22 protein-coding genes are annotated in these 24,838 nt (G+C 61.3%); 5 read left to right on the forward strand and 17 right to left on the reverse strand.

The window, feature by feature from the left end; translation table 11 throughout:
• Positions 1–62: 62 nt before the first annotated feature.
• The 13 genes from HX875_RS05320 to dksA all read right to left on the reverse strand — a co-directional run bounded on the left by HX875_RS05320 (position 63) and on the right by dksA (position 16,679).
• Positions 63–1,079, reverse strand: a complete 1,017-nt coding sequence (locus HX875_RS05320; RefSeq protein WP_177042219.1) for a class I SAM-dependent rRNA methyltransferase — start codon at positions 1,077–1,079, stop codon at positions 63–65.
• A gap of 43 nt (positions 1,080–1,122) precedes the next feature.
• Positions 1,123–1,998, reverse strand: coding sequence for an oxygenase MpaB family protein (locus HX875_RS05325; RefSeq protein ID WP_177042221.1), 876 nt, complete (start codon positions 1,996–1,998; stop codon positions 1,123–1,125).
• A 6-nt stretch (positions 1,999–2,004) separates the two neighbouring features.
• Positions 2,005–3,942 carry an acetate--CoA ligase gene (gene acs / locus HX875_RS05330; protein WP_177042223.1) on the reverse strand — a complete coding sequence of 646 codons (1,938 nt, stop codon included), beginning with the start codon at positions 3,940–3,942 and terminating at the stop codon, positions 2,005–2,007.
• Between the two features lie 183 nt (positions 3,943–4,125).
• Positions 4,126–5,790, reverse strand: a complete 1,665-nt coding sequence (gene pgi, locus HX875_RS05335; protein ID WP_177042225.1) for a glucose-6-phosphate isomerase — start codon at positions 5,788–5,790, stop codon at positions 4,126–4,128.
• A 224-nt stretch (positions 5,791–6,014) separates the two neighbouring features.
• Positions 6,015–6,866 carry a pantoate--beta-alanine ligase gene (panC, locus tag HX875_RS05340; protein WP_177042227.1) on the reverse strand — a complete coding sequence of 284 codons (852 nt, stop codon included), beginning with the start codon at positions 6,864–6,866 and terminating at the stop codon, positions 6,015–6,017.
• Entirely contained in the window at positions 6,863–7,663 is an 801-nt protein-coding gene (panB, locus tag HX875_RS05345) for a 3-methyl-2-oxobutanoate hydroxymethyltransferase (protein ID WP_177042229.1), read from the reverse strand. Before panB ends, panC begins: the two co-directional genes overlap by 4 nt.
• A gap of 364 nt (positions 7,664–8,027) precedes the next feature.
• On the reverse strand, positions 8,028–8,513 hold the full coding sequence (folK, locus tag HX875_RS05350; RefSeq protein ID WP_177042232.1) for a 2-amino-4-hydroxy-6-hydroxymethyldihydropteridine diphosphokinase: 486 nt from the start codon (positions 8,511–8,513) through the stop codon (positions 8,028–8,030).
• A 4-nt stretch (positions 8,514–8,517) separates the two neighbouring features.
• Entirely contained in the window at positions 8,518–9,924 is a 1,407-nt protein-coding gene (locus HX875_RS05355; protein ID WP_177042234.1) for a polynucleotide adenylyltransferase PcnB, read from the reverse strand.
• Positions 9,925–10,636: 712 nt separating this feature from the next.
• Positions 10,637–12,073 carry a sigma-54-dependent transcriptional regulator gene (locus tag HX875_RS05360; protein ID WP_177042237.1) on the reverse strand — a complete coding sequence of 479 codons (1,437 nt, stop codon included), beginning with the start codon at positions 12,071–12,073 and terminating at the stop codon, positions 10,637–10,639.
• A gap of 22 nt (positions 12,074–12,095) precedes the next feature.
• Positions 12,096–15,050 (reverse strand): sensor histidine kinase, encoded by a 2,955-nt coding sequence (locus HX875_RS05365; protein WP_023659379.1) that lies wholly within the window; start codon positions 15,048–15,050, stop codon positions 12,096–12,098.
• Positions 15,034–15,210 carry a hypothetical protein gene (locus tag HX875_RS05370; RefSeq protein ID WP_003176118.1) on the reverse strand — a complete coding sequence of 59 codons (177 nt, stop codon included), beginning with the start codon at positions 15,208–15,210 and terminating at the stop codon, positions 15,034–15,036. Before HX875_RS05370 ends, HX875_RS05365 begins: the two co-directional genes overlap by 17 nt.
• A gap of 62 nt (positions 15,211–15,272) precedes the next feature.
• Positions 15,273–16,160, reverse strand: coding sequence for a tRNA glutamyl-Q(34) synthetase GluQRS (gluQRS, locus tag HX875_RS05375; protein WP_177042239.1), 888 nt, complete (start codon positions 16,158–16,160; stop codon positions 15,273–15,275).
• An 84-nt stretch (positions 16,161–16,244) separates the two neighbouring features.
• Positions 16,245–16,679 (reverse strand): RNA polymerase-binding protein DksA, encoded by a 435-nt coding sequence (dksA, locus tag HX875_RS05380; RefSeq protein ID WP_003212154.1) that lies wholly within the window; start codon positions 16,677–16,679, stop codon positions 16,245–16,247.
• A gap of 321 nt (positions 16,680–17,000) precedes the next feature.
• Here dksA and HX875_RS05385 point away from each other — a divergent pair, with 321 nt between their 5' ends.
• Both HX875_RS05385 and sfsA read left to right on the forward strand, forming a co-directional pair.
• Positions 17,001–18,173 carry a pyridoxal phosphate-dependent aminotransferase gene (locus HX875_RS05385; protein ID WP_177042241.1) on the forward strand — a complete coding sequence of 391 codons (1,173 nt, stop codon included), beginning with the start codon at positions 17,001–17,003 and terminating at the stop codon, positions 18,171–18,173.
• Positions 18,173–18,886, forward strand: coding sequence for a DNA/RNA nuclease SfsA (gene sfsA, locus HX875_RS05390; RefSeq protein ID WP_177042243.1), 714 nt, complete (start codon positions 18,173–18,175; stop codon positions 18,884–18,886). The genes HX875_RS05385 and sfsA overlap by 1 nt, the downstream gene beginning before the upstream one ends.
• On the opposite strand, the gene HX875_RS05395 is transcribed toward sfsA, so the two are convergent.
• The gene (locus HX875_RS05395; RefSeq protein WP_177042245.1) at positions 18,883–19,200 is read right to left on the reverse strand and encodes a Rieske (2Fe-2S) protein; all 318 of its coding nucleotides are present in this window, start codon (positions 19,198–19,200) and stop codon (positions 18,883–18,885) included. The genes sfsA and HX875_RS05395 overlap by 4 nt on opposite strands.
• Positions 19,201–19,406: 206 nt before the next feature.
• Between HX875_RS05395 and HX875_RS05400 the strand changes: the two genes are divergently transcribed.
• Genes HX875_RS05400 through HX875_RS05410 form a run of 3 tightly spaced genes read left to right on the forward strand, consistent with a single transcriptional unit; the run spans position 19,407 to position 22,086 of the window.
• Positions 19,407–20,285 (forward strand): heme/hemin ABC transporter substrate-binding protein, encoded by an 879-nt coding sequence (locus tag HX875_RS05400; protein WP_177042247.1) that lies wholly within the window; start codon positions 19,407–19,409, stop codon positions 20,283–20,285.
• Positions 20,286–20,335: 50 nt separating this feature from the next.
• On the forward strand, positions 20,336–21,319 hold the full coding sequence (locus tag HX875_RS05405) for a FecCD family ABC transporter permease (RefSeq protein WP_177042268.1): 984 nt from the start codon (positions 20,336–20,338) through the stop codon (positions 21,317–21,319).
• Positions 21,319–22,086, forward strand: coding sequence for a heme ABC transporter ATP-binding protein (locus HX875_RS05410; RefSeq protein WP_177042250.1), 768 nt, complete (start codon positions 21,319–21,321; stop codon positions 22,084–22,086). The genes HX875_RS05405 and HX875_RS05410 overlap by 1 nt, the downstream gene beginning before the upstream one ends.
• A 249-nt stretch (positions 22,087–22,335) precedes the next feature.
• Here the strand turns inward: HX875_RS05410 and HX875_RS05415 are convergent, their stop codons facing one another.
• From HX875_RS05415 to HX875_RS05425, 3 genes are all read right to left on the reverse strand, one after another.
• The gene (locus tag HX875_RS05415) at positions 22,336–22,608 is read right to left on the reverse strand and encodes a TfoX/Sxy family protein (protein WP_010174414.1); all 273 of its coding nucleotides are present in this window, start codon (positions 22,606–22,608) and stop codon (positions 22,336–22,338) included.
• Between the two features lie 200 nt (positions 22,609–22,808).
• Entirely contained in the window at positions 22,809–23,153 is a 345-nt protein-coding gene (locus tag HX875_RS05420) for a pentapeptide repeat-containing protein (protein WP_088423518.1), read from the reverse strand.
• 94 nt (positions 23,154–23,247) lie between these two features.
• The gene (locus HX875_RS05425; protein WP_177042252.1) at positions 23,248–24,804 is read right to left on the reverse strand and encodes a bifunctional aminoglycoside phosphotransferase/ATP-binding protein; all 1,557 of its coding nucleotides are present in this window, start codon (positions 24,802–24,804) and stop codon (positions 23,248–23,250) included.
• Positions 24,805–24,838 lie beyond the last annotated feature (34 nt).

Here is a 24,838-nt window from a genome sequence, read left to right on the forward strand (position 1 = left end):
GGGTTTACGGTTCCGAAGAACCGGGCCTTTATTACTGCGCCCGGGACCTTTTAGGACAAGTCTTACAGCTGCAGGATCAGGGTCTTCAGTGGTGGTTGCTGGTCTTGTGACGGGAAGTCTGCGCCGGGTGTCATGACCTGCCAGTCGCGCACCGGGCGGCCGGCCTTTTCGGCGCAGCGCAGGACCTGGTCGCGCCAGTCTTCCATGCTGACTTTTGCCAGGTTGTTGCAGCAGATCAGCACGCCTTCATCGGCAGTGGCCAGCAGCGCAGGCTTGAGCAGGCTCTGGTAATCGCGCAGCAGGTCGACGGTGCCGAAGGCGCTCTTGGCCCAGGCGGGCGGGTCGAGCAGCACGAGGTCGTATTGGCGTTGATCCAGGCGCGGATAACTCGGCAGTTTCTGCCCGCGCCGCTGGCTGATAGGCAGACCGGCCAACTGGCGGATTGCCGGGAAATAGTCCGACTGCACGAATTCCATCGTCGGCAATTGCGGATTGAGCTGACCGTTTTCACGGCCCACCGCCAGGTTGCCTTCGGCGAAGTCGAGGTTGCACACCTCGCGGGCGCCACCGGCAGCGGCGCTCAGGCCAACGCCGCAGGTGTAGGCAAACAGGTTCAGCACGCTTTTGCCGGCGCTGTGGGCCTTGACCCAGCCGCGGGTGTTGCGCAGGTCGAGGAACAACAATGGGTCTTGCCCGGCATGCCGACCGCGCACGCGGTAATTGAGGCCCCATTCATGGCCGATCAGGTCTTCCAGGGCCGCAGGTTCCGCGCGGTACACCGTGTCTTCACGGTCGATGCGCGAGTTGCCCCGGGAGCGGTCGTTGTAGACCAGCAGCAACTCCAACCCCAGGTGCTGGTTGATCGCCTGGTGCAGGTGCAACAGATCGTCACTTTCCAGTGACTGGTGAAAGCTTTGCACCAGTAGTTGAGGGCCATAACGGTCGATGGTCAGGCCGCCGGCGCCTTCCTGGCTGCCGTGGAACAGGCGATAGCAGTCGGTGGCTCGGGCATGCAACTCGGCAAGCAAGTCCTGGCGATGATCGAGGGCGGCGCGCAGCGCCTGATTCAAGGAAGACATAACGCGCGCCTTGCAGGGTCATTGGGGCGCGGGAGTTTAACAGTTATGGCTCCAGCAGGCCCATTCGCCTGTGGGCCCGTTGCACTGAACCATTGCGCATCGCCCAACGCAGCAAGGGCGCGCTGCGCTTGACTCCTGCACGGATCATCTGGCGTTGCATCGGGCTTTGCTTCTGCCCAAGCATGTCGCTGGCCCAGTCCGGCAGCAGGTCGATGCCGGCCTGCATCATCAGCGCGCCGAACGGCTTGGCCAAGGTGCTCGGGGACGGCGCATTGAGCAGCAGGCGCAGCACTTCGTGGCTGCGTTCGTCACACAGCAGTTGCGGGCGAATACGCTCAAGGTAATCGGAAATTTCCTGGCGTGACCGCGGCACATGGCGGGCGCCCAGTTGCTCGGCCACCAAGGCGATTTCGCTGTAGTACCGGTCTTGATCCCTTGGGGATAAATCCGGGTTGCGATAACGCAGGTGGGCCGCGAGAAAGTTGCTGACCTCCGCCACATGCACCCAGGTCAACAGTTCGGGATCGCTGGCGGCGTAGGGCCGGCCGTCCGGTGCATGGCCGACCACTTGCAGGTGAATGGTGCGCACTTTCTCGATCAGCCATTCGGCGTCCCGCCGCGAACCAAATGTGGTGCCGGAAATAAACTGCGAGGTGCGCCGTAAACGCCCCAGCATGTCCTGCCGAAAGTTCGAGTGGTCCCACACGCCGGCCAGCGCCAGCGGGTGCAATGCCTGCAGCATCAAGGCGCTGATGCCGCCAATCAACATGCTGCTGAAGTCGCCATGGACCTTCCAGCTCACCGAGTTCGGCCCGAAGAGACCTGGATCACCCTTGGGGTTTTCCAGGTCGAGTTGGCCCAGCGACAAGCCGGTCAGGCTCATCAGCTGGTTTTCGATGCGGCTGCGAATGAATTCCATGGGTTCCTATCGGTTGAGGCGCTTGTCGATCAGGCCGTCCACTACGCTCGGGTCGGCGAGAGTGGACGTATCCCCCAGGCTGTCCAGTTCGTTGCAGGCAATCTTGCGCAAAATCCGTCGCATGATCTTGCCTGAGCGGGTTTTCGGCAAGGCCGGCGCCCATTGAATCAGTTCGGGCTTGGCGAAGCTGCCGATTTCCTTGCTCACCAGGTCCAGCAGGTGCTTTTTCAGCGCATCGTCGGGTTCGACGCCATTCATGGGCGTGACGAAGGCATAGATGCCCTGGCCCTTGACGTCGTGGGGGTAGCCCACCACTGCGGCCTCGGCGACCTGGTCATGCAGCACCAGCGCGCTTTCCACCTCGGCGGTGCCGATACGGTGCCCGGACACGTTGATCACGTCATCTATGCGCCCGGTGATCCAGTAGTCGCCGTCCTCGTCACGCCGCGCGCCGTCGCCAGTGAAGTAGTAGCCGGGGTAGGGTTTGAAATAGGTGTCGATCATCCGCTGCGGGTCGCCGTACACGCTGCGGATCTGCCCCGGCCAGCTCGATTTGATCGCCAGCACGCCGCTGCCGGCGCCGCTGATTTCCTTGCCTTGCTCATCGAGCAGCACCGGTACTACGCCAAACATTGGTTGGGTGGCGCAGCCGGGCTTGATGCGCTGGGCGCTGACCAGCGGGCTGAGCATGATGCCGCCGGTTTCGGTCTGCCACCAGGTGTCGACAATCGGGCAGCGTTGTTCGCCGACCGCGTTGAAGTACCAGTCCCAGGCTTCCGGGTTGATCGGCTCGCCGACGCTGCCGAGCAGGCGCAGGCTGGCGCGGGAAGTGTTTTCCAGTGGGCCGTGGCCTTCCCGCATCAGCGCGCGCAAGGCGGTGGGCGCGGTGTAGAAGATATTGACTTGATGCTTGTCGATCACCTGCCAGAACCGTGAGCTGTCAGGGTAGCTCGGCACGCCTTCGAACATCAGCGAGGTCGCGCCATTGGCCAGCGGGCCATAGACGATGTAGCTGTGGCCGGTCACCCAGCCGACATCGGCGGTGCACCAGAACACTTCGCCGTCGCGGTAATCGAGCACGTACTTGAAGGTCATCGCCGCTTGCAGCAGGTAGCCACCGGTGGTGTGCAGCACGCCTTTGGGTTTGCCGGTACTGCCGGAGGTGTAGAGGATAAACAGCGGGTCTTCCGCGTCCATCGGCTCGGGCGGGCAGTCGTCGCTGACCGCGTCCAGGGCTTGTTGATACTTGAGGTCGCGGCCTTCGGTCCAATTGACCGTCGCGCCGGTGCGCTGTACCACCAGCACCGTGCTGACGCCCGGGCAACTGGCCAGGGCCTTGTCGACATTCTGTTTCAACGCCACCGGCTTGCCACCGCGCACGCCTTCATCGGCGGTGATCACCGTGCGGCAATCGGCGTCGAGAATGCGGTCGCGCAGGGCGTCTGGCGAGAAGCCACCAAACACCACCGAATGCACCGCGCCGATCCGCGTGCAGGCCAGCATTGCGTAGGCCGCTTCGGGAATCATCGGCATGTAGATGCACACCCGGTCGCCTTTCTTCACGCCACGGCTTTTCAGCACATTGGCCAGGCGGCTGACGTTTTGGTGGAGTTGGCGGTAGGTGATTTTGGAGGATGTCGCAGGGTCATCGCCCTCCCAGATGAAGGCCGGCTGATCGGCGCGTTGCGCCAGGTGACGGTCGATGCAGTTGTAACTGACGTTCAGTTGGCCTCCGGCAAACCATTGGGCGGCGCCGGTCTTGATGTCGGACTTTTGGACGGTTTGCCACGGTGTGGTCCAGTCGAGAAAGCGCTTGGCCTGCTCGGCCCAGAAGGTGTCGGGTTGCTCGACGGATTGGCGGTAGAGGCGCTGGTAGTCCTCTTGACTGAGTTGCGCAGCCCGGCGGACGGCATCGGCGGTGGGGAACGTGCTGATATCGAACATGAGGGATCCTTATTCTTGTTTTTGCGACAAGAGGGGAGCTTTGCGACCCTCGTAGGAGCTGGCTTGCCAGCGATTGCATCACCTCGGTATTGAGTTTCACCGAGGTGTTTGCATCGCTGGCAAGCCAGCTCCTACAAGGGTCCGCTCCCGCAGGTTCAGACCCTCATTGTAGTGCTGATACCATCAACCGCGGTGACGGCCGCGGAAGTAGTTGATCAACCCCTGGGTGGACGCATCGTCCGCAGGCTGTTCTTCAGTGCCGGTCAGGCGGTTGTAGACGCCTTTGCCCAGCTCCTTGCCCAGCTCCACGCCCCATTGGTCGAAGGCGTTGATACCCCAGATGACGCTCTGCACGAACACTTTGTGCTCATACATGGCCACCAGCGCGCCGAGACGGCGAGGGCTGATGCGCTCAACCACAATGGTGTTGCTCGGACGGTTGCCCGGGATCACCTTGTGCGGCGCCAGCTTCTCTACTTCAGCTTCGGCCATGCCTTTGTCGCGCAGTTCAGCTTCAGCTTCGGCGCGGGTCTTGCCGAGCATCAGTGCCTGGCTCTGGGACAGGCAGTTGGCGTACAGCCACTGATGGTGGTCGGAGACCGGGTTGAAGCTGACGATCGGCACGATGAAGTCGGCCGGGATCAGTTGGGTGCCCTGGTGCAGCAGCTGGTGGTAAGCGTGCTGGCCGTTGCAGCCTACGCCGCCCCAGATAACCGGGCCGGTGTCGGTGGAAACCGGCGTACCGTCCTGGCGCACGCTCTTGCCGTTGGATTCCATGTCCAGCTGTTGCAAGTGCTTGGTGATGTTACGCAAGTAGTGGTCGTACGGCAGGATCGCGTGGCTCTGCGCGCCCCAGAAGTTGCCGTACCACACGCCCAGCAGGCCCAGCAGCACCGGCATGTTCGCTTCGAACGGTGCGGTCTGGAAGTGCTGGTCCATGGTGTAGGCACCGGACAACAGCTCCTTGAAGTTGGACATGCCGATGGCCAGCGCGATCGGCAAGCCGATGGCCGACCACAGCGAGTAACGACCGCCGACCCAGTCCCACATCGGGAAGATGTTTTCTTCGCGGATACCGAAGGCCACGGCGGCCGCGTTGTTGCTCGATACGGCGATGAAGTGGCGATACAGCTCGGCCTCCGAACCACCCTGGGCCAGGTACCAGGCGCGGGCGGCCTGGGCGTTTTTCAGAGTTTCGAGGGTGTTGAAGGATTTCGACGAGACGATGAACAGCGTGGTCTCGGCGCGCAGCTTCATGGTCAGCTCGTGGAACTCGCTGCCGTCGATGTTCGCCAGGTAATGGCAGCGCACGCCTTTGTGGGCGTAGGACAACAGCGCTTCGGAGACCAGCTCCGGGCCGAGGAACGAGCCACCGATACCGATGTTCACCACGTCGGTGATCGGCTTCTCGGTGTAGCCACGCCACAGGCCGTCGTGGATGCGGCCGACCAGGTCAGTGATCTGGTTCAGCACCTTGTGCACGTCCGGCATGATGTTCACGCCGTTGACCGACAGCTTGTCACCCACCGGGCGACGCAGCGCGGTGTGCAGCGCCGGGCGGCCTTCGGAAGAATTGACCGGCTCGCCGTTGAACAGCGACTTGATCGCGCCCTGAAGGTCGACTTCCTTGGCCAGGCCCACCAGCAGGTCGCGGGTTTCGCGGGTGATCAGGTTTTTCGAGTAATCGAGGAAAAGCCCGCAGCTGCTCAAGGTGAATTCGGTAAAGCGCTGGGGGTCGGCATTAAAGGCTTCGCGCATGCTGAAATCCTGCATGGCTTGGCGATGTTGATTGAGCGCTTGCCAGGCGGGCAGAGCGGTAACGTCATGAGGAGTGCGGTAGTACGCCATCGCTGCGGGTTTCCTTTTTATTGCTGGGACTGCTGTAGGACACTTCAAAGCCGGGAATGTCCTGTCTTTGTGAAGATGACAGGCTCCGGTCGACGCCAACCAATAGCGTAGGGCGAATACATTAAACCTAGCGTGTCGATCTGTCTTGGCTTTGTCTGCGCTGTGGCCGGTACTTTTTTATACCGGCCGATCAGGCAGTGCAACAGGCGGGGTGTGTCGCGGGGTCAGTTCAGGTGCAAATGCAGGTTGTCGATGAGCCGGGTGGCGCCCAGGTAGGCGGCGACCAGAATCACTACATCCTTGTCGTCAGCGGTGGCCGGGCGCAGGTGCAGGCCCTGGCGGACCTCCAGGTAGTCCATGCGAAAACCTGCAGCTTCGATCTGCTGGACCTGTGCGGCACGCAGTTTGGCGAAGTCGCGGTCACCTGCTTCAATCGCCGCGGCAATCTGGCTGAGGCTACGGTACAGCACCGGTGCGATGGCGCGCTGCTCCTCGGTGAGGTAACCGTTGCGCGACGACAGCGCGAGGCCATCGTCGGCGCGTACGGTCGGCTCGCCGATAATCTGGATCGGCATGTTCAGGTCATGAACCATGGCGCGAATCACCGCCAGTTGCTGGTAGTCCTTCTGGCCAAAGATCGCCAGGTCCGGCTGGACCATGTTGAACAGCTTGCTGACCACCGTGGCCACGCCTTCAAAATGCCCGGGACGGCTGGCGCCGCACAGGCCTTCGGACAGTTGCGGCACGCTGACGCGCGTCTGGCCGGCCATGCCGTCGGGGTACATCTCGTCGACGGTCGGGGCGAACAGCAGGTTGCAGCCGGCCTGCAGCAGTTTCTCCTGGTCGGCCGCGAGGGTGCGTGGGTATTTGTCCAGGTCTTCGCCGGCGCCGAATTGCAGCGGGTTGACGAAAATGCTCGCCACCACGAAGTCCGCTTGTTGCGCGGCTTTGGTCACCAGCGTCGCATGGCCGCTGTGCAGGTTGCCCATGGTGGGCACAAAGCCGATGCGTTTGCCCGCGCTGCGGGCATGGGCGACGGCGGCGCGCAGTTCGCGCACGGTCTTGACGGTGTTCATGCAGAGAATCCGTGTTCGGCGCCCGGGAAGGTGACGGCTTTGACTTCGCTGACATAGGCGGCGATGGCCGATTGAATGCTGTCCTGGCCCGTCATGAAGTTTTTCACGAACTTGGGTACGCGGCCGGAGAGGGACAGGCCCAGCATGTCGTGCACTACCAGAACCTGGCCGTCGGTGTCAGCGCCTGCGCCGATACCGATCACCGGTACCTTGACCGCCTGGGTGATTTCCGCTGCCAATTCGCTCGGCACGCACTCCAGCAAAATCATGCACGCGCCGGCCTGCTCAAGGGCGATGGCATCGGCGCGCATCTGGCGCGCCTGGGCTTCGCCGCGGCCTTGTACCTTATAACCGCCGAGGATGTTGACCGACTGCGGCGTCAGGCCCATGTGCGCGCAAACCGGCACGCCGCGTTCGGCCAGCAAGCGGATCGACTCGGCGAGCCAGGCCGCACCTTCAACCTTGACCATGTGCGCACCGGCCCGCATCAGCTTGGCGCTGTTGGTCAGGGTCTGTTCGATGGTGGCATCGGCCATGAAGGGCAGGTCGGCAATGATGAACGCGCCCTCGTTACCGCGTTTGACGCAGGCGGTGTGGTAGGCGATGTCTTCGGTGGTCACGGGCAGGGTGCTGTCATTCCCTTGCAGGACCATGCCCAGGGAGTCCCCCACCAGCAGCACTTCAACGCCAGCCTGGCAACTGGCCTGGGCAAAAGTGGCGTCGTAGCTGGTCAGCATGGTGATTTTTTCACCTTTGAGCTTGAGGCTCTGCAAGGTGCTAAGGGTAACGTTTGGCATGAAAAGGGTCCTCATTCAGGCGCTTGGAAACAGCGAGTAACGCGCGTGAGTCTTCGTTTATACAGGCGCACTTTCTTAAGGATCAGTGCTTATAAGGCCTGGATTGCGCCCTTTAGCGCCGGGTAGGCGGCAGCGGGACGCCTATAGTCGTGAGGAGAACTCTGGAAGTCAATTGGATGTGTTACCGCATTGTTACGGCCGGGGTGTTACCGCTGTTACTGATGCGATTCAGCAGGTCCACCGGTGTATTCAAAGGCGCCGCAGATCACTGTGGGAGCTGGCTTGCCTGCGATTGCATCACCGCGACATACCTGATGCACCGGGTCGTCTGCATCGCAGGCAAGCCAGCTCCCACATGATCGTGTCAGGCCTCCGGCAGGCGTTCCAGGCCGACAAACGGGCAGGCGTGGAGCAGGTCACTCAGCAAGCGGCCATCGGCCAGTTGCAGGCCGGCGGGAGCCAGTTCTGCCAGCGGGTAAAGCACGAATGCCCGCAGGTGCATTTGATAGTGCGGCACCTTCAGGCGCGGCTCATCGATCAGTCGGTCGCCGAATACCAGGATGTCCAGGTCCAGGGTGCGCGGGCCCCAGCGCTCAAGGCGCTCGCGGCCCTGGTCATTCTCGATGGCTTGCAGCGCATCGAGCAGTTCCAGCGGCGCGAGGGCGCTGTCCAGGGCCGCGACCGCATTGGTGTAGCGCGGTTGGCCCGGGAGCAGGGAATCACTTTGATAGAAGGCAGAGACGCCCGCCAGCGTGGTGTTCGGCAATTGCGCCAAGGCCTCGACGGCATGGCGCAATTGTTGTCCAGGGGCCGCCAGGTTGCTGCCCAGGCCGATGTAGATACGTTCCACGGGCTTACTCGCCAGAGGCGCTCGAGGCATCGCCAGCGCTGCGTTTGCGCTTGCTGCCACTGCTACGGCGACGTTTTTTCGGGCCATCACCGGCGGCTTCGCCTTTGCTGCCGAGCTCTTTGATCATCTCGCGGCGCTGGCTGTCGTTGGCGTCCTGGTAGTCGGTCCACCATTCGCCCAGGCCATCGGTCTGTTCGCCGGCGCTTTCGCGCAGCAACAGGAAGTCGTAGCCGGCACGGAAGCGTGGGTTGTCCAGCAGCAGGTCGGCGCGTTTGCCGCTGCGGCGTGGCAGGCGCTCCTGCATGTCCCAGATCTCGCGGATCGGCATGGTGAAGCGTTTCGGAATGGCGATGCGCTGGCATTGCTCGGCGATCAGCTCGTGAGCCGCTTCCTGCATGGCCGGAATCGCCGGCATGCCACGGTCTTGCAGGCGCATCACACGTTTTGGCAGCGCTGGCCACAACAGGGCAGCAAACAGGAACGCCGGGGTGACCGGTTTGTTCTGCTTGATGCGCAGGTCGGTGTTGATCAAGGCTTCGCTGATCAGCGTGTGGGTGTAGGTCGGGTTGTACTCCAGTGCTTCGGCGCTGGCCGGGAACAATGGGTCGAACAACTGCAGGTCTACCAGCATTTCGAAGGTGTCGGCGGCATAGCCGGAGAGGAACAGCTTGAGCACCTCTTCGAACAACCGGGCCGATGGGATTTCCCGCAGCATCGGTGCCAGGTCGCGAATCGGCGCGGCCGTGTGTTTCTCGATCCCGAAGTTCAGCTTGGCGGCAAAGCGCACGGCCCGCAGCATCCGTACCGGGTCTTCCTGGTAGCGTTGCGTCGGGTCGCCGATCAGTCGCAGCAGGTTGTTGCGGATGTCGTGTACGCCATTGGCGTAATCGAGGATGCGCTCGCTGACCGGGTCGTAATACAGGGCATTGATGGTGAAGTCGCGGCGTTGCGCGTCTTCTTCCAGGGTGCCGTAGACATTGTCCCGCAGGATGCGTCCGCTTTCATTGCGGGAAGACTGGTTAGTGTCTTCTTCTTCATCGTTTTGCGGGTGATTGGCGCGGAAGGTCGCGACCTCGATGATCTCGCGACCAAAGTGGATGTGCACCAACTTGAAGCGCCGACCAATGATCCGCGCATTGCGGAATTCGGCACGCACCTGTTCCGGCGTGGCGCTGGTGGCGACGTCGAAATCCTTGGGAGTGATGTTGAGCAACATGTCGCGCACGCAACCGCCAACCAGGTAAGCCTGGTAGCCGGCGTTCTGCAAACGTTCGACGATGTTCACCGCATAACGGCTGAACTGGGCGCGTTGCAGCGAATGCTGGCTGCTATTGAGCACTTCAGGCGTGCTGCGTTTGTGTTGCGTACGACGCAAGGGAGAACGGAATGACTGGAACAACTTCTTCAGCATGGGATGCACTGTTTGAAGGAATGTTCGGCCATAACGAAGAATGACCGCATGATGGGCGGGGATTCTAGCATTTAGTCAGGGGATGGTGTAGGAACTAGCTGCAAGGCTTGAGCCAGAAGCTTAAAAAGAAGGGGGGCAAGCGCCAAATCGCAGAAACTACAAGGGGAGCCGAAGCTCCCCCAGAAGTAGTTGCGTGCTCTATTTTTATTATTGGTTTCGGGCTTCTTGTTTTTGTTGATCGCCCTCGCCATGAAGCTTCACCTTCATGACACTCCCAATCGGGAGCCAAGAGCAAACGGATTGCTTTGGTCGCTGTGTTGCTGATCTACGATCCAACCAGTTCAGGCTCTGCCTTAGGGCAGTTTTTGTTGTTCTCGGCCTGGTTGCGGGGCAAGCCCCAAATGCAACGCCTCTCCAAAAGAATCAGTTAGCTGCGCCTCCGCCGTGTTGTTTTTGTTATGCGTGAGTCGATTCGTCTTATTTTTATTGTCTTGTACATTTGCTTGTTATTGTTTTTGTACTAAGCATATAGCAGGGTGCGTGCCAACTTTTGCGAGGCCCAGCAAAATAAGGGGTTTGGGGCGCTTTCGGGTTTTTTGAAGGCGAAAAAAAGCCGGGGCTTCGTTACCGTAAGCCCCGGCTTTTGTTACGTGAAAAATCAGCGGTAACAGTTTTTTCACATCTGAGGGTGTTACCTGTGGGGGAGACCCACTCAGCTTTCGCTGGCAACCCCGGTCTTGCGCCGCGGAATGCCCAGGCGCTGGCGCCGTTCCCACAGGCATTTACGGCTGACGCCCAGTTTGCGCGCCAGTTCGGTCTCGGTCATGTGGTCCTGATGTTCGAGGACGAAATGCTGGAAGTAATCTTCCAGTGACAAATCTTCCGTCGGCTCGTGGCTGTTGTTACTGCCACCCTGCTGCGGCGGCAAGCCAATGAAGTCGTCATCGTCCAGGTCGCTGAGCTCGATATCGATCCCCAGCAGCTCGGCGGAAATTTCCGGGCTCTCCGACAGAATCACCGCACGTTCTACCGCGTTCTCCAGTTCCCGCACGTTACCGGGCCAAGAGTAGTGGCGGATGGCCTGTTCGGCATCGGCGGCAAACTTCAGGTCGGTACGATTGATGCGCGCACTCTGGCGTGCCAGGAAGGCCGTGGCGATCTCGTTGACGTCGGTACCGCGCTCACGCAGGGCTGGCAGTTTGAGAGCGATCACGTGCAGGCGGTAATAAAGGTCTTCACGGAACTGGCCGATCTTGGCCAGGCTTTTGAGGTCTCGGTGAGTGGCTGCAATCAGCCGTACGTCGACCTTCTGCGATTGCACCGAGCCGACGCGGCGGATTTCGCCTTCCTGCAATACCCGCAGCAACCGCGCCTGGGCTTCCAGTGGCAGTTCGCCGATCTCGTCGAGAAACAGTGTGCCGCCGTCGGCAGCTTCGACCAACCCCGCACGGCCAGCGCTGGCGCCGGTAAAGGCACCTTTTTCATGGCCGAACAATTCGGATTCGATCAGGGATTCAGGGATCGCCGCGCAGTTCACCGAGATCATCGGTGCCTTGGCGCGCTTGGACAGGTTGTGCAGGGCGCGGGCCACCAGTTCTTTACCGGTACCGGACTCGCCCTGGATCAATACATTGGAGTCAGTCGGCGCCACCTTGCGGATCTTGCTGTACAGGTCCTGCATCGGTGGGCAGGAGCCGATGATGCCGATTTCGCCATTACTGTTATCAACGCCGGGTTTTTCTGCGCCGTTGACGGCCTTGCCCGCAGCCGGGCGTTCAGCCGGTGTGCTGCTGGCGGATTGGCGGTCACGCAGGATACGGGCCACGGCCTGGAGCATTTCGTCGTGGTCGAAAGGCTTGGCGATGTAGTCCACCGCGCCCATCTTCATCGAGTCCACAGCCGAGCGCAGGCTGGCGTAGCTGGTCATGATCAGCACCGGGGTGCCCTGGCCGAGCTTGATCAGCTCGGTGCCAGGGGCGCCCGGCAAACGCAGGTCACTGACGATCAGGTCGAACGTGGGAATGCTGAAACGCTCCTGGGCTTCCTGCACCGAGCCGGCTTCGCTGACCTGGTACTGATTACGTTCAAGCAGGCGACGCAAGGCAGAGCGGATAATGGTTTCGTCTTCGACGATCAAAATGTGCGGCATTGATTCAACTCTCTCGACGGTCTCAGTTCACAGCGGACGTCGCTTCGACATGACGCGGCAAGGTCACCCGAATACGGGTGCCGCGTTGGCTTTCGGTGTCAGCCGGGCTGTCGATGGTGATTTGTCCATAATGCTCTTCAACGATGGAATAGACCAGTGCAAGGCCCAGACCGGTACCTTCACCCGGATCCTTGGTGGTGAAGAAGGGTTCGAACAATCGGTCCATGATGTTCTGTGGAATGCCGCTGCCTTCGTCCTCCACGATCAGATCGACCGTGTGCTCGAAAGCCTCGCTCTTGACCCGTACTGCGCTGCCGGCCGGCGATGCGTCGCGGGCGTTGGACAGCAGGTTGATCAGCACTTGGGCCAGGCGTTGTGAATCACCGTCGACCCAGTGTTCCGGGTCGCACAGGTTGAAGAACTGTACTTCGAAATTGCGCCGGTTCAAGGCCAGCAGCCCAATGGCATCCTGAGCCACTTCGGCCAGGCACACGGCCTCGTCATGATTCTGATGGGCGCCGGCGTGGGCAAAGCTCATCAGCGACTGCACGATGCGCGAAACACGCTTGGTCTGCTCAAGAATCTGCCCGCTGATCTCGATGATTTCGCCGTCTTCCTCGCGCTCTTCCCGCAGGTTTTGCGCGAGGCAGGCGATACCGGTGATCGGATTGCCGATTTCATGGGCCACGCCGGCCGCCAGGCGCCCGATGCTGGCCAGGCGCTCGGAGTGCACCAGCTTGTCTTCGAGCATCTGGGTTTCGGTCAGGTCTTCCACCAGCAGCACCAGGCCGCTGTTGCCGGGCGCCAATGGCTCGTCGATAGCGGCCTTGTGCAGGTTGAGCCAGCGGGTCTGGCCGTCCAGCGCCAGGTGCTGTTTGTGCAAGTGTTCGTCGGGCAGGTTGATGAAGCCCTGGAGCAATTCTTTCCACGGGTCGCCAATGGTGTTCAGGCGCGAGCCCACCACGCGCTGGGCGGCGATGCCGGTGAGCTCTTCCATGGCCTTGTTCCACATCAGGATCTCTTGATCCTTGGCCAGGGAGCAGACGCCCATCGGCAACTCCTGCAACGTTTGGCGGTGATAGCGGCGCAAGGCGTCGAGTTCGGCGGCGAGGCCGGTGAGGCGCGAGTGGTAATCCTCCAGCCGGCTTTCGATGAAGTGGATGTCTTCGGTCACGTAGTTTTCGCCGCCGGCCTTGTAGGGCAGGAAGGTCTCGACCATGTCCTGGGACACACTCGGGCCCATCAGGCCGGAAAGGTTGGCTTCGATACGGTCACGCAGGCGGCGCAAGGCGTAAGGCCGGCGCTCGTCGAACGGCAGGTAAAGATCGCGCAGGGCCTGTTCGACTTCCTTTTGCGCGGCCTTGGCGCCCAGCGGCTTGGCCAGTTGCGTGGCGAATTCCTGGGGTGATGCGGCGTGCAGTTCACGGCGTTGCGGGCGGCGTACGTTATCCACCGCGCAGGCTTCGGCGGCGCTGGTTTCTTCGGGGCTGGCGTTGGTGAACAGCGAGATCAGGGTGAACATCAGTACGTTGGCCGCCAGCGAGGCAATCGCCGCCATGTGCCAGCTGGTGTCGTCGAGTACGTAGATCATGTTCAGCAACGGGATGTAGAAACCCTGCAGATTGCCCACCAGCGGCAACAGCATGGTTACGGTCCACACCAGGATCCCGGCCAGCAGCCCGGCGATAAATCCACGGCGGTTGGCAGTCGGCCAGTACAGCACCGACAACACGCCCGGCAGGAACTGCAATGTGGCGACGAAGGCGACAATGCCCAGGTTGGCCAGGTCCTGCTCGGCGCCCAGCAACAGGTAGAAACCATAGCCGGCCATGATGATCGCGACGATCAGGGCCCGGCGGGTCCATTTCAGCCAGCGGTAGATATTGCCTTCGGCCGGCGGTTGGTAGAGCGGCAGCACCAGGTGATTGAGCGCCATCCCCGACAGCGCCAGGGTGCTGACGATGATCAGCCCGCTGGAGGCCGATAACCCGCCGACATACGCCAGCAGCGCCAGAGACTTGCTGTTCGCGGCAATGCCGACGCCCAGGGTGAAGTATTCCGGATTAGTGGTGGCGCCAAGCTTCAGGCCGGCCCAGAGGATCAGCGGCACCGCCAGGCTCATCAGCAGCAGGAACAGCGGCAAGCCCCAGCTGGCGCTGACCAGTGAGCGCGGGTTGAGGTTCTCGGTGAAGGTCATGTGGTACATGTGCGGCATCACGATGGCCGAGGCGAAAAACACCAACAGCAGCGTGCGCCATGGGCCTTCCTGCAAGGGCGTGTGCAGCGCGGCCAGGGCAGTCTGGTTTTGCAGCAGCCACAGCTCCAGCTGTTGCGGGCCATCGAATACGCCATACAGCGCATACAGGCCGACGCCGCCAATGGCGATCAGCTTGATCACCGATTCAAACGCGATGGCGAACACCAGGCCTTCGTGTTTCTCACGGGTAGCGATATGCCGTGAGCCAAAGAAAATCGTGAACAGGGTGATCAGTGCGCAGAAGCTCAATGCAACACGGTGTTGTACCGGCTCGCGGGTCAGGATGCTGATGGAATCGGCCACGGCCTGAATCTGCAAGGCTAGCAACGGCAGCACGCCGATCAGCATGAAGATTGTGGTCAACGCACCGGCCCAGGTACTGCGAAAACGGAAGGCAAACAGGTCGGCCAGGGACGACAGCTGGTAGGTGCGGGTGATTTTCAGGATCGGATACAACAGCACCGGCGCCAGCAAGAACGCCCCGGACACCCCGAGGTAGCTCGAAAGAAAGCCATAACCGTACTGATAGGCCAGGCCCACCGTGCCATAAAACGCCCAGGCGCTGGCGTACACGCCCAACGACAAGGTGTAGGTCAACGGATGGCGAATGATCGCCCGCGGAATCATTCCACGTTCACTGATCCAGGCTACCCCGAACAGCGCGGCCAGGTAGGCGGCGCTGATCAGCAGCATCTCGGTCAGGCTAAAGCTCATCGGCATCTTTTTGGCTCTGCAGGATGAAAGTCACGACGATCAGAATCAGCCAAAGCAGATAGGGCCGGTACCAGGCGCCTGTGGCGTCGATCCACCAATCCATGATGGCGGGAGAAAACAGGTAGATCCCGACGACCAGCAGCAGGACCAATCGATAGATGTACATGTTGGCCTCTGATTGAAAAACTGCGGCGATGGTAACGGATGGCTCGCAAGCTGCAAGCGCCTTCAGCGCAATTGCGCTTCGGCCAGTGTGAGTGTGCGCGGGATCTGCGCGGCGTCCCAGTGTTGAATGCCCCAATCCAGCAGTTCCCGTGGGCTGGCGTGGTTCAGTTCGTCGCCCGCTGGCTGGCCGAGGGCACGCAGGGCTCTTAACAGCAAAGGCGTCGCCTGGTCTGTGGTCAAGGGCGGTGAACGGTAGGATTTGCCCAGCTTGTTACCGTCCGGCTGGATGATCAGCGGCACATGCAGGTAACGCGGTTGGGGCAGGCCGAGCAGTTCCTGCAGGTACAGCTGGCGCGGCGTGGAGTCGAGCAGGTCGGCGCCGCGCACGATGTCGGTAATGCCTTGCCAGGCGTCATCAAGGACCACGGCCAGTTGGTAGGCATAGAGGCCGTCCCGGCGGCGGATGATGAAATCGCCTACGTCGCGCCCCAGATGTTGTCGGAATTCGCCTTGTACGCCATCGGTGAAATGATATTCCAGCTCCGGCACCCGCAGGCGGATGGCGGCATCTTGCTGGTCATGGCCGGCATTGCGGCACAGCCCCGGATATATCCCGTTGTAGGGTTCCAGTTGCTTGCGCGAACAGGTGCAGGCGTAGGCCAGGCCGTGATTGAACAGGCGGTTGAGCACTTCAGCGTAGGCATCATGCCGCTCGCTTTGTCGGACCAATTCCCCGTCCCATTCGAAGCCGTAGCGTTCCAGGGCATTGAGGATGGCTGTCTGGGCGCCAGGCTCTTCCCGCGGCGGATCGAGATCTTCCATGCGCATCAGCCAGCGGCCTTGATTGGCGCGGGCGTCGAGGTAGGAGGCGAGGGCGGCGACCAGGGAACCGAAGTGCAGGTGTCCGCTGGGCGTGGGGGCGAAACGCCCGATATAGGAGGAGGCAGTCATGGGCCGGATATTACTGGAAAACCGTCAAACGCCAGAAACAAAAATGGGGCGTTCGCACGCCCCATTTGTTCAGCCCGGCAATGATTACTTGCCGACCTGTTTTTCCTTGATTTCGGCCAAGGTCTTGCAGTCCACGCACAAGTCGGCGGTAGGACGCGCTTCCAGGCGACGAATACCGATCTCGACGCCGCAGGACTCGCACCAGCCATACTCTTCGTCTTCGATGAGCTGCAGGGTCTTGTCGATTTTCTTGATCAGCTTGCGCTCGCGATCACGGGCGCGCAGTTCAAGGGCGAACTCTTCTTCCTGGCTGGCACGGTCTGCCGGGTCGGGGAAGTTGGCCGCTTCGTCCTTCATATGGTCAACGGTACGGTCAACCTCTTGCATCAAGTCCTGTTTCCACTGCTTCAGGATCTTGGAGAAGTGTTCGCGCATGGGCTTGCCCATGTATTCCTCACCCTTCGCCTCGACGTAGGGTTGGAAGCCGCTGATGCTCTGTTGCTTTGCTTGGGTGGGCATGAATGGACCGCCTCTCACTCTTCTAATCCATTGCGCAGGATTGCAACATCACCGACACCTGCCGGCCCTGCGGCTGCAAGCGGGCGAACTTACCAGATAGATTCGGGGTGCGCCACTCCCGGTTGTCGAGGCACCGTCTCCTGAGGCTTGCAAACCGCCGCAGGCCCCAGCAGGGCGGGCTTGTACGGTCTCGAATGTTGATTTTAGCTGTTTTGCAGGTAGTTGCCCGCCGTGCTTGCTACAGGTATTCGGGCAATAGAGCGGGTTTTGCGCGGCGGGTTGGGTAGAATCGGGGTTTGTCCTCACAGTTAAGGAAGGCTAATGGCTCAGCCCTACAGTGCGCGCAGCCGCGCTATCGAACCTTTCCATGTCATGGCGTTGCTGGCGCGGGCCAATGAATTGCAGGCCGCCGGTCACGACGTGATTCACCTGGAAATCGGCGAGCCGGACTTCACCACCGCCGAGCCCATCATCAAGGCCGGGCAAGCGGCGCTGGCCAATGGCAAGACTCGCTACACCGCGGCCCGCGGGCTGCCTTCGCTGCGCGAAGCCATCAGCGGTTTCTACCAGCAGCGTTATGGGTTGAGCATCGACCCTGAGCGAATTCTGATTACACCAGGCGGCTCGGGTGCCTTGTTGCTGGCGAGCAGCCTACTGGTGGATCCCGGCAAGCACTGGCTGCTGGCAGACCCTGGCTATCCGTGCAACCGTCACTTCCTGCGATTGGTAGAAGGCGCGGCGCAACTGGTCCCGGTGGGCCCCGATGTGCGTTATCAACTGACTGCCGACCTGGTGGCGCGCCATTGGGACCAGGACAGCGTGGGCGCGTTGGTTGCTTCACCCGCCAACCCCACTGGCACCATCCTGACGCGCGATGAGTTGGCCGGGCTGTCGAGCGCCATCAAGGCGCGCAACGGGCACCTGGTGGTGGATGAGATCTATCACGGCCTGACCTACGGCACCGATGCCGCCAGCGTGCTGGAAGTCGACGATGAAGCCTTCGTTCTCAATAGTTTTTCGAAGTATTTCGGAATGACCGGCTGGCGCCTGGGCTGGCTGGTGGCGCCACCGGCTGCCGTCGGCGAATTGGAAAAACTCGCGCAGAATCTCTACATCAGTGCGCCGAGCATGGCCCAGCATGCGGCCCTGGCCTGCTTTACCCCGGAAACGTTGAATATTCTTGAGGATCGCCGGGCCGAGTTCGGTCGGCGCCGCGACTTCCTGCTGCCAGCCCTGCGGGAACTGGGCTTCGGTATCGCCGTTGAGCCGGAGGGCGCGTTCTACCTGTACGCCGATATCAGCGCATTCGGCGGTGATGCCTTCGCTTTCTGCCGGCACTTCCTCGAAACCGAGCACGTGGCGTTTACCCCGGGCCTGGATTTCGGTCGTTATCAAGCCGGTCACCATGTGCGTTTTGCCTACACGCAAAACCTTGATCGCCTGCAGCAAGCCGTTGAACGGATTGCCCGCGGCCTGCGGAGCTGGCAAGGCTGATGCGCTTTGATCCTCCCCTCGAAGAAGGCCGGCTGATTCGCCGTTACAAGCGTTTTCTCGCCGATATCGAAACCGTTACCGGCGAGTTGCTGACCATTCACTGCCCGAACACCGGCTCGATGTTCAACTGCATGGTGGAAGGTGGCCAGGTTTGGTTCAGCCGCTCCAATGACCCCAAGCGCAAGCTGCCCGGCACCTGGGAAATCAGCGAAACCCCTCAAGGGCGCCTGGCGTGTGTGAACACGGCGAGGGCCAATCAGTTGGTGGAAGAAGCGCTGCGCGCGGGAGTTATCACCGAGCTCAATGGCTTTACCGCCTTGAAGCGCGAAGTCGCCTACGGCCAGGAAAACAGCCGGATCGACTTCCGCCTGGATTACCCGGCGGGTGCGGCGTATGTCGAAGTCAAAAGCGTCACCCTCGGGTTCGACGGGACCTCCACTGCCGCGTTTCCCGATGCTGTGACCCAGCGCGGTGCCAAGCATCTGCGTGAGCTGGCGCATCTGGCGCGTGAGGGTGTACGGGCGGTTCAGTTGTACTGCGTCAACCTCTCGGGGATCGATGCGGTGCGTCCTGCCGAAGAAATTGATGCCGGTTATGCGGCTGCGTTGCGCGAAGCCAAGGCGGCAGGTGTTGAGGTATTGGCGTATGGCGTGCGGGTGACGTCAGAGGAAATCTGTGTCGACCGTCGCCTGGAAGTACTGCTCGGCGACTAGATCTGCACCCAAAGGCCCTGTTCGTCCTCGCGGCCGGGCAGGGCGGTCAGGCTTTGGCCGGCGCAAGGCCCGGCGACGCACTCACCGCTCTCGATCAAAAACAGCGCGCCATGGGTGGCGCACTGGATCAGGCTGGCGCTGGGGTCCAGAAACTGGCCCGGCTGCCATTCCAGCGGCACCCCACGATGTGGGCAACGGTTGATATAGAAGTAGGCAACGCCTTCGCGGCGCACGGCAAACAGCTTGCGGCCGTCGATATCGAAACCGAGGCTGGTGTTGGGTGCGAGCTCGCTGGAGGCGCAGAGAAACTTCATATCGGTCCTTAAGTGCCGCCGTTTGCGGGCTGCAAGGCTATCCTGAGTTTGCCGGCGAGCCCGGTGCTTGACGTGCAAATGCAAACAATTATCAAATGCCGGCTTCGCCCGTTAGCTGACTGGGCGCTCTGTACGATGTCGGGCAGCGTTGATCTGTCACATTGCGAGTGTTTCAGCGGGCCCACCCCTTGGAAGGAAACCCTTTTATGCGCCTGAGTGCCAGCGCTATCGCGCTCGTTGTCGGACTGCTGGTCAACGCTGGGGCCCAGGCCTCTGAACTGCCACAACGCTGGGTCAGCGCCGGTGGTGCGTTGTCGGAATGGGTGACGGCCCTGGGCGGTGAGTCAAAGTTGGTGGGCGTGGACACCACCAGTCAGCATCCTGAATCCCTCAAGGCGTTACCGAGCATTGGTTATCAGCGTCAGTTGTCGGCGGAAGGCATCCTCAGCCTGCGTCCGCAAATCCTGGTCGGCACCGAAGAAATGGGACCGCCGCCGGTATTGGCGCAAATCCGCAATGCCGGTGTGAAAGTGGAGCTGTTCTCCGCCGAGCCGGACCTGCCAACCCTGCAAGGCAACCTTCAGCATTTGGGCAAGTTACTGGGCAGCGAAGCCAAGGCCGCCGAACTGTTCAGCGATTACCAGAAACAACTTGATCAACAAAAGAACTGGGTGACCAAGGCCCAGGCCACGCAAAAGGCGCCTGGCGTGTTGCTGCTGCTGGGGCATGCCGGTGGCAAACCGCTGATCGCGGGTAAAGACACGGCGGCTGACTGGATGCTGCAACAGGCCGGCGGCCATAACCTGGCAACCCACAGTGGTTACAAACCGTTTTCCGTGGAATCCCTGGCGGGGCTCAATCCCGAGGTGCTGGTGTTTGCCGATCGTGCCCTGACGGGTGATGCGGCCCGCGCGGCGCTGTTCAAGGAGAATCCGATCCTGGCTTCAACGCCGGCGGCCAAGAACGGGCGCGTCTATGAGCTGGATCCGACCCTGCTGGTGGGCGGGCTGGGGCCGCGCCTGCCGCAAAGTCTGGTGAAGCTGTCTGCCGGGTTCTATCCGTCCCAGGCTAAAACCGCCCCATGACCACTCTGGTTAAACCGCGAACCCTGTTTATCGGCTTGAGCCTGTTGTGTGTGTTGGCGATCTGGTTGTCACTGGCCCTGGGGCCGGTCAGCTTGCCGTTGATGGACACACTGCGGGCAGCCTTGCGCATGCTGGGTGTGCCGATCGAGGCTCAGGGGCTGGAACAGGCTGAGCTGATTCTCGGGCAGATTCGCCTGCCACGCACGCTGTTGGGGCTAGCCGTTGGCGGGGTGTTGGCGCTCTCGGGTGTTGCCATGCAGGGGTTGTTTCGCAACCCCTTGGCCGACCCCGGTCTGGTCGGGGTCTCCAGCGGCGCGGCGTTGGGCGCGGCGATTGCGATTGTCGGCGGCGCATTTTTTGGCGGCCTGCCGGATGCTCTCGGGCCGTACCTGCTGTCGTTGTGTGCCTTTCTTGGCGGCTTGGGGGTGACGGCGCTGGTCTATCGCCTGGGGCGGCGCAACGGCCAAACCAATGTCGCGACCATGTTGCTGGCAGGTATCGCCCTGACGGCCCTCGCCAGTTCGGCGGTGGGCCTGTTTACCTACCTGGCAGATGACGCCACCTTGCGCACCCTGACGTTCTGGAACCTGGGCAGCCTGAATGGCGCCAGTTATTCGCGGCTATGGCCGCTGCTGCTGGTGAGCGCCGGCGTAGCGCTGTGGCTGCCGCGTCGGGCGAAGGCTTTGAATGCGCTGCTGCTGGGTGAGTCGGAAGCCAGTCACTTGGGGATCGATGTTGAAGGCCTCAAGCGCGAACTGGTGTTCTGCACTGCGCTGGGCGTGGGCGCGGCCGTGGCGGCGGCGGGGATGATCGGCTTTGTCGGGCTGGTGGTGCCGCATCTGGTCCGCCTGCTGGCGGGGCCCGACCATCGGGTGTTGCTGCCGGCCTCGGTGCTGGCGGGGGCGAGCTTGCTGTTGTTTGCCGATCTGGTGGCGCGCCTGGCCCTGGCGCCGGCTGAATTGCCGATCGGCATTGTTACCGCGTTTATCGGTGCGCCGTTTTTTCTCTACCTGTTGTTGCGAGGGCGCGCCTGATGCTGCGAGTAGAAGACCTGCAGATTCGCCGAGGGCGCAAAACCGTTCTGGCGGACGTCACTCTGGATTTGCTGCCGGGTGAAGTGCTCGGTGTATTGGGTCCCAACGGTGCGGGAAAAAGTACATTGCTCGGTGCGTTATGCGGCGAGTTGCAGCCCGACCAGGGCCGGGTGTTGCTGGATCAGCGCGAGTTGAAGGACTGGGGCGGCGCGCAACGTGCCCAGCGCCTGGCGGTATTGCCACAGACCTCGACTCTGGATTTTGCATTTCGTGTCGAAGAGGTCGTCGGCATGGGGCGCTTGCCCCATCAGACCGGCCGTGTGCGTGACGACGCAATCATCGACGCCGCCCTGCAGGCCGCCGATGTTGGTCACTTGAGCGGTCGCAGCTACCTGGCATTGTCGGGCGGCGAGCGCCAGCGCGTGCACCTGGCGCGGGTGCTGGCGCAGCTGTGGCCGGGGGAAGCAGGGCAGACCCTGTTGCTGGATGAGCCAACATCGATGCTCGATCCACTGCACCAGCACACCACCTTGCAGGCAATCCGCACCTTTGCCGACCGCGGCGCTGCAGTACTGGTGATCCTTCACGACCTGAACCTGGCGGCACGCTACTGTGATCGCATCCTGTTGCTGGAGGATGGACGGCCACATGCGCTGGATACGCCTGCGCAAGTCTTGCGCCCCGAGCCGCTCAAGGCGGTATTTGGGCTGGATGTGTTGGTGCAGCCGCATCCGGAGCGCGGGCACCCGTTGATCATTGCACGCTGAAAAACGCCGCAGTTTTTTACAGGCAAAAAAAGACCCGGCAAGAGCCGGGTCAAATAACCGTGATTAGCCTGATGAGGAGATAATCTGAGAGTCCGAACCAATGGTCTTTCAGTTATCGGCTGATCTCGCGACCAGTTGTGATAATCATAACGATTCTCATTTGAGAGTCAACATTTGTTTTTAAGGTCTCGTTGGATTTCCTCAAACATTCGGTTGGAGTCCCCGGAAACATTGATGAAAATTGCCGTCTCAATTCTTTTGGCGTGCCGAAAGAGCGTCCAGCTGACGGTTCAATGCTTCCTTGCGCTCAACGGGAATGTCATTCCAGTGCACATCCATCAGCGCGCCTTCAATGGCATACAGCAGTACTTTGGATGCTCTGAAGCCCCGGGTACGTACGGCACGGTAAGCGTCGACTGCCCCCAGGCGGCGTAAGTCGGACGCGCTGTGGATGCCCACCGCATGCAGCCATTGCGCCGACGTCTTGCCAAGGTTTTTCAGGTGTTGCAGCTCATCATTCATCAAGCCTCCTTGCGACGGCCGAATGGTTCGGTGGGTATCGTTACCAGGCAAGCCTGAAAGGAGTGTAGCGCTCAGTAGGAAAAGCGTAGTTCTTTGGTCGGCAACGACCTAAAAGCTTCTAAGGCAGGCGGGAATTTTGCGTGGGAAAAGAGAGGGCGGCCCGGTACGCCTTGCGCGTAGCCGGGTGCCGATTCTGCTGTTCAGCGTGTGCGGTAGCGCAGGCGCGTGCCGAAATTGACGGACATCAGGATCTCGTCGGCGCTCAACTCCGGCGGGAAGTAAGTCCCGGAAATCTGGGCGTGCGCCAGGCTCGCCCCTTCCAGGGGGCACCCACGCAAATCCAGGCCGCGCAAGTCGGCGGAACGGAAGTAAGCGTCGGTGAAATCCACGCCCTCGGCGTTCAGGTCGCGCAAGTCCAGGCCGCGAAAGTCGCCGCCACGCATATCGATGGCGCCGTCTTTCGGGCGCTCCTGGTTGAAGCCTCGGATGTCATCTTTATGCAGAAGCGCGTAAAGCGGGGTATCAAGTAGCTTCGGCTGGCTCACAACGGCGACTCCCGTGTTGGAATTATGACGCCATTATAGTGCCACTATTGCTTGGCCGTGAGCCCCGGGAGGCTACACGACCAAGAAATATTTCTTACAGTCCCGGCAGACGCTGACGAATATGTGCCACCAACGCGTCCAGGGTCCCGCTTTCATTGGTCTCCACGCGTTTGCTGAGTAGCAGCTCTTCGGCGCTGAGTGGATCCCGGGTGGCCTGCTGCTCTTCGATGACGGCCAGGGTGGCGTCGGAAGGATCGGTTTTGTCCGCCTGCCGTTGTGCCAGCCAAGCGGCGATAACGGCCTGTGGCGCATTGCAGTCGAGGATCAAAAACGGCGCGCCGGTGGCCTCGGCGATTTTAGCCGCGGCGTCGCGTTGTTCGCGCTTGAGGAAGGTGGCATCCAGGACTACCGGGAAACCGGCGCGCAGCACGGTGTCGGCAATCTCGTTCAAGCGTGTGTAGGTCGCTGCGCTGGCGTCTGCTGCGTAGATGCCGGCCTGCGGCGTGTTCTCGACCTTCTGCTCACCGAACAGGCGCTTGCGCTCCACGTCCGAACGCAGGCGAATCGCCCCCAACGCCTCTACCAGGCGCATGGACACGTGGCTTTTGCCAACGGCCGATACGCCGTGGGTGATGGCCAGGAAGCGCGACGGGATGGTGCTGTAGCTTTCTGCCAGGTTGGCGTAGTTGCGGTATTGACGCAGGGTGGTCGCGCGCTGCACCGCGTCTGCCTCGGAAGGCATGCTGAACAGTGCGACTTTGGCACGTACCAGGGCGCGATAGGCTTTGTAGAAGTTCAGCACCTCCAGGCCTTGATAGTCGCCGGTCAGCTCCAGGTACTGGCTGATAAAGCGCCGCGCCAGGCTTTTGAGGCCACGGTCTTCAAGGTCCATCGCCAGGAAGCCAGTGTCGGCATACACGTCGGTAAAGCGAAACGGTTCGTTGAACTCGATGCAGTCGAAGATCACCACATGGCCATCAATCATCGTGGCGTTGCCGAGGTGGATATCACCGTGGCATTCGCGAGTGAAACCATTGAGCTTGCGTTGCTCGAACAGCGGCTTGAGGCGCTCGAAGCTGCTTTCGGCCCAGGCCTGGAGGGCGTCGAGTTGTATCAGGTCGGCCTTGTCGCTGAGGAACGGACGGATCTGCTCGAAGTTCTGGAGCACCGGCGCCATGACATCGTGCGGGGTGCCGGCGGAGTGGCTGGCGGGTACTTTCGGGGCGTTCAGGTGAAAGTGTGCAATCTGCCTGGCCATCTCGTCGATGTGCGCATTGGTCAGTTCGCCGTTGGCTTGCAGGGTGCTGAGCAGTTGGCTCTGCGGGAACTGGCGCATTTTCAGCACGTAATCAAGCACCGGGCCGTCACCGCCCAATTGTGGTGCTTCGGCACTGCCGGTGATTGGCAACACTTCCAGATACAAATCGTCGGTCAGACGCTGGTTGAGGCGCAGTTCTTCATTGCAAAAGTGGCCCCGGGCTTCCAGGGAAGTGAAATCGAGGAAGCCGAAATTGACCGGCTTCTTCATCTTATAGGCGTAGTCACCCGTGAGCAGGACCCAGGAAATATGGGTCTCGATGACTTGGAACTTATCCACAGGATGGGAAAACAGGGCCGGGTTTTGTAGGGCTGCAATCAGGGACTGGCTCACGGGCGATCCTTCAGAGTCTGGGAAAATTCATGGC

This window comes from Pseudomonas yamanorum (assembly GCF_013386765.1).
Lineage (GTDB): Bacteria > Pseudomonadota > Gammaproteobacteria > Pseudomonadales > Pseudomonadaceae > Aquipseudomonas > Aquipseudomonas yamanorum_A.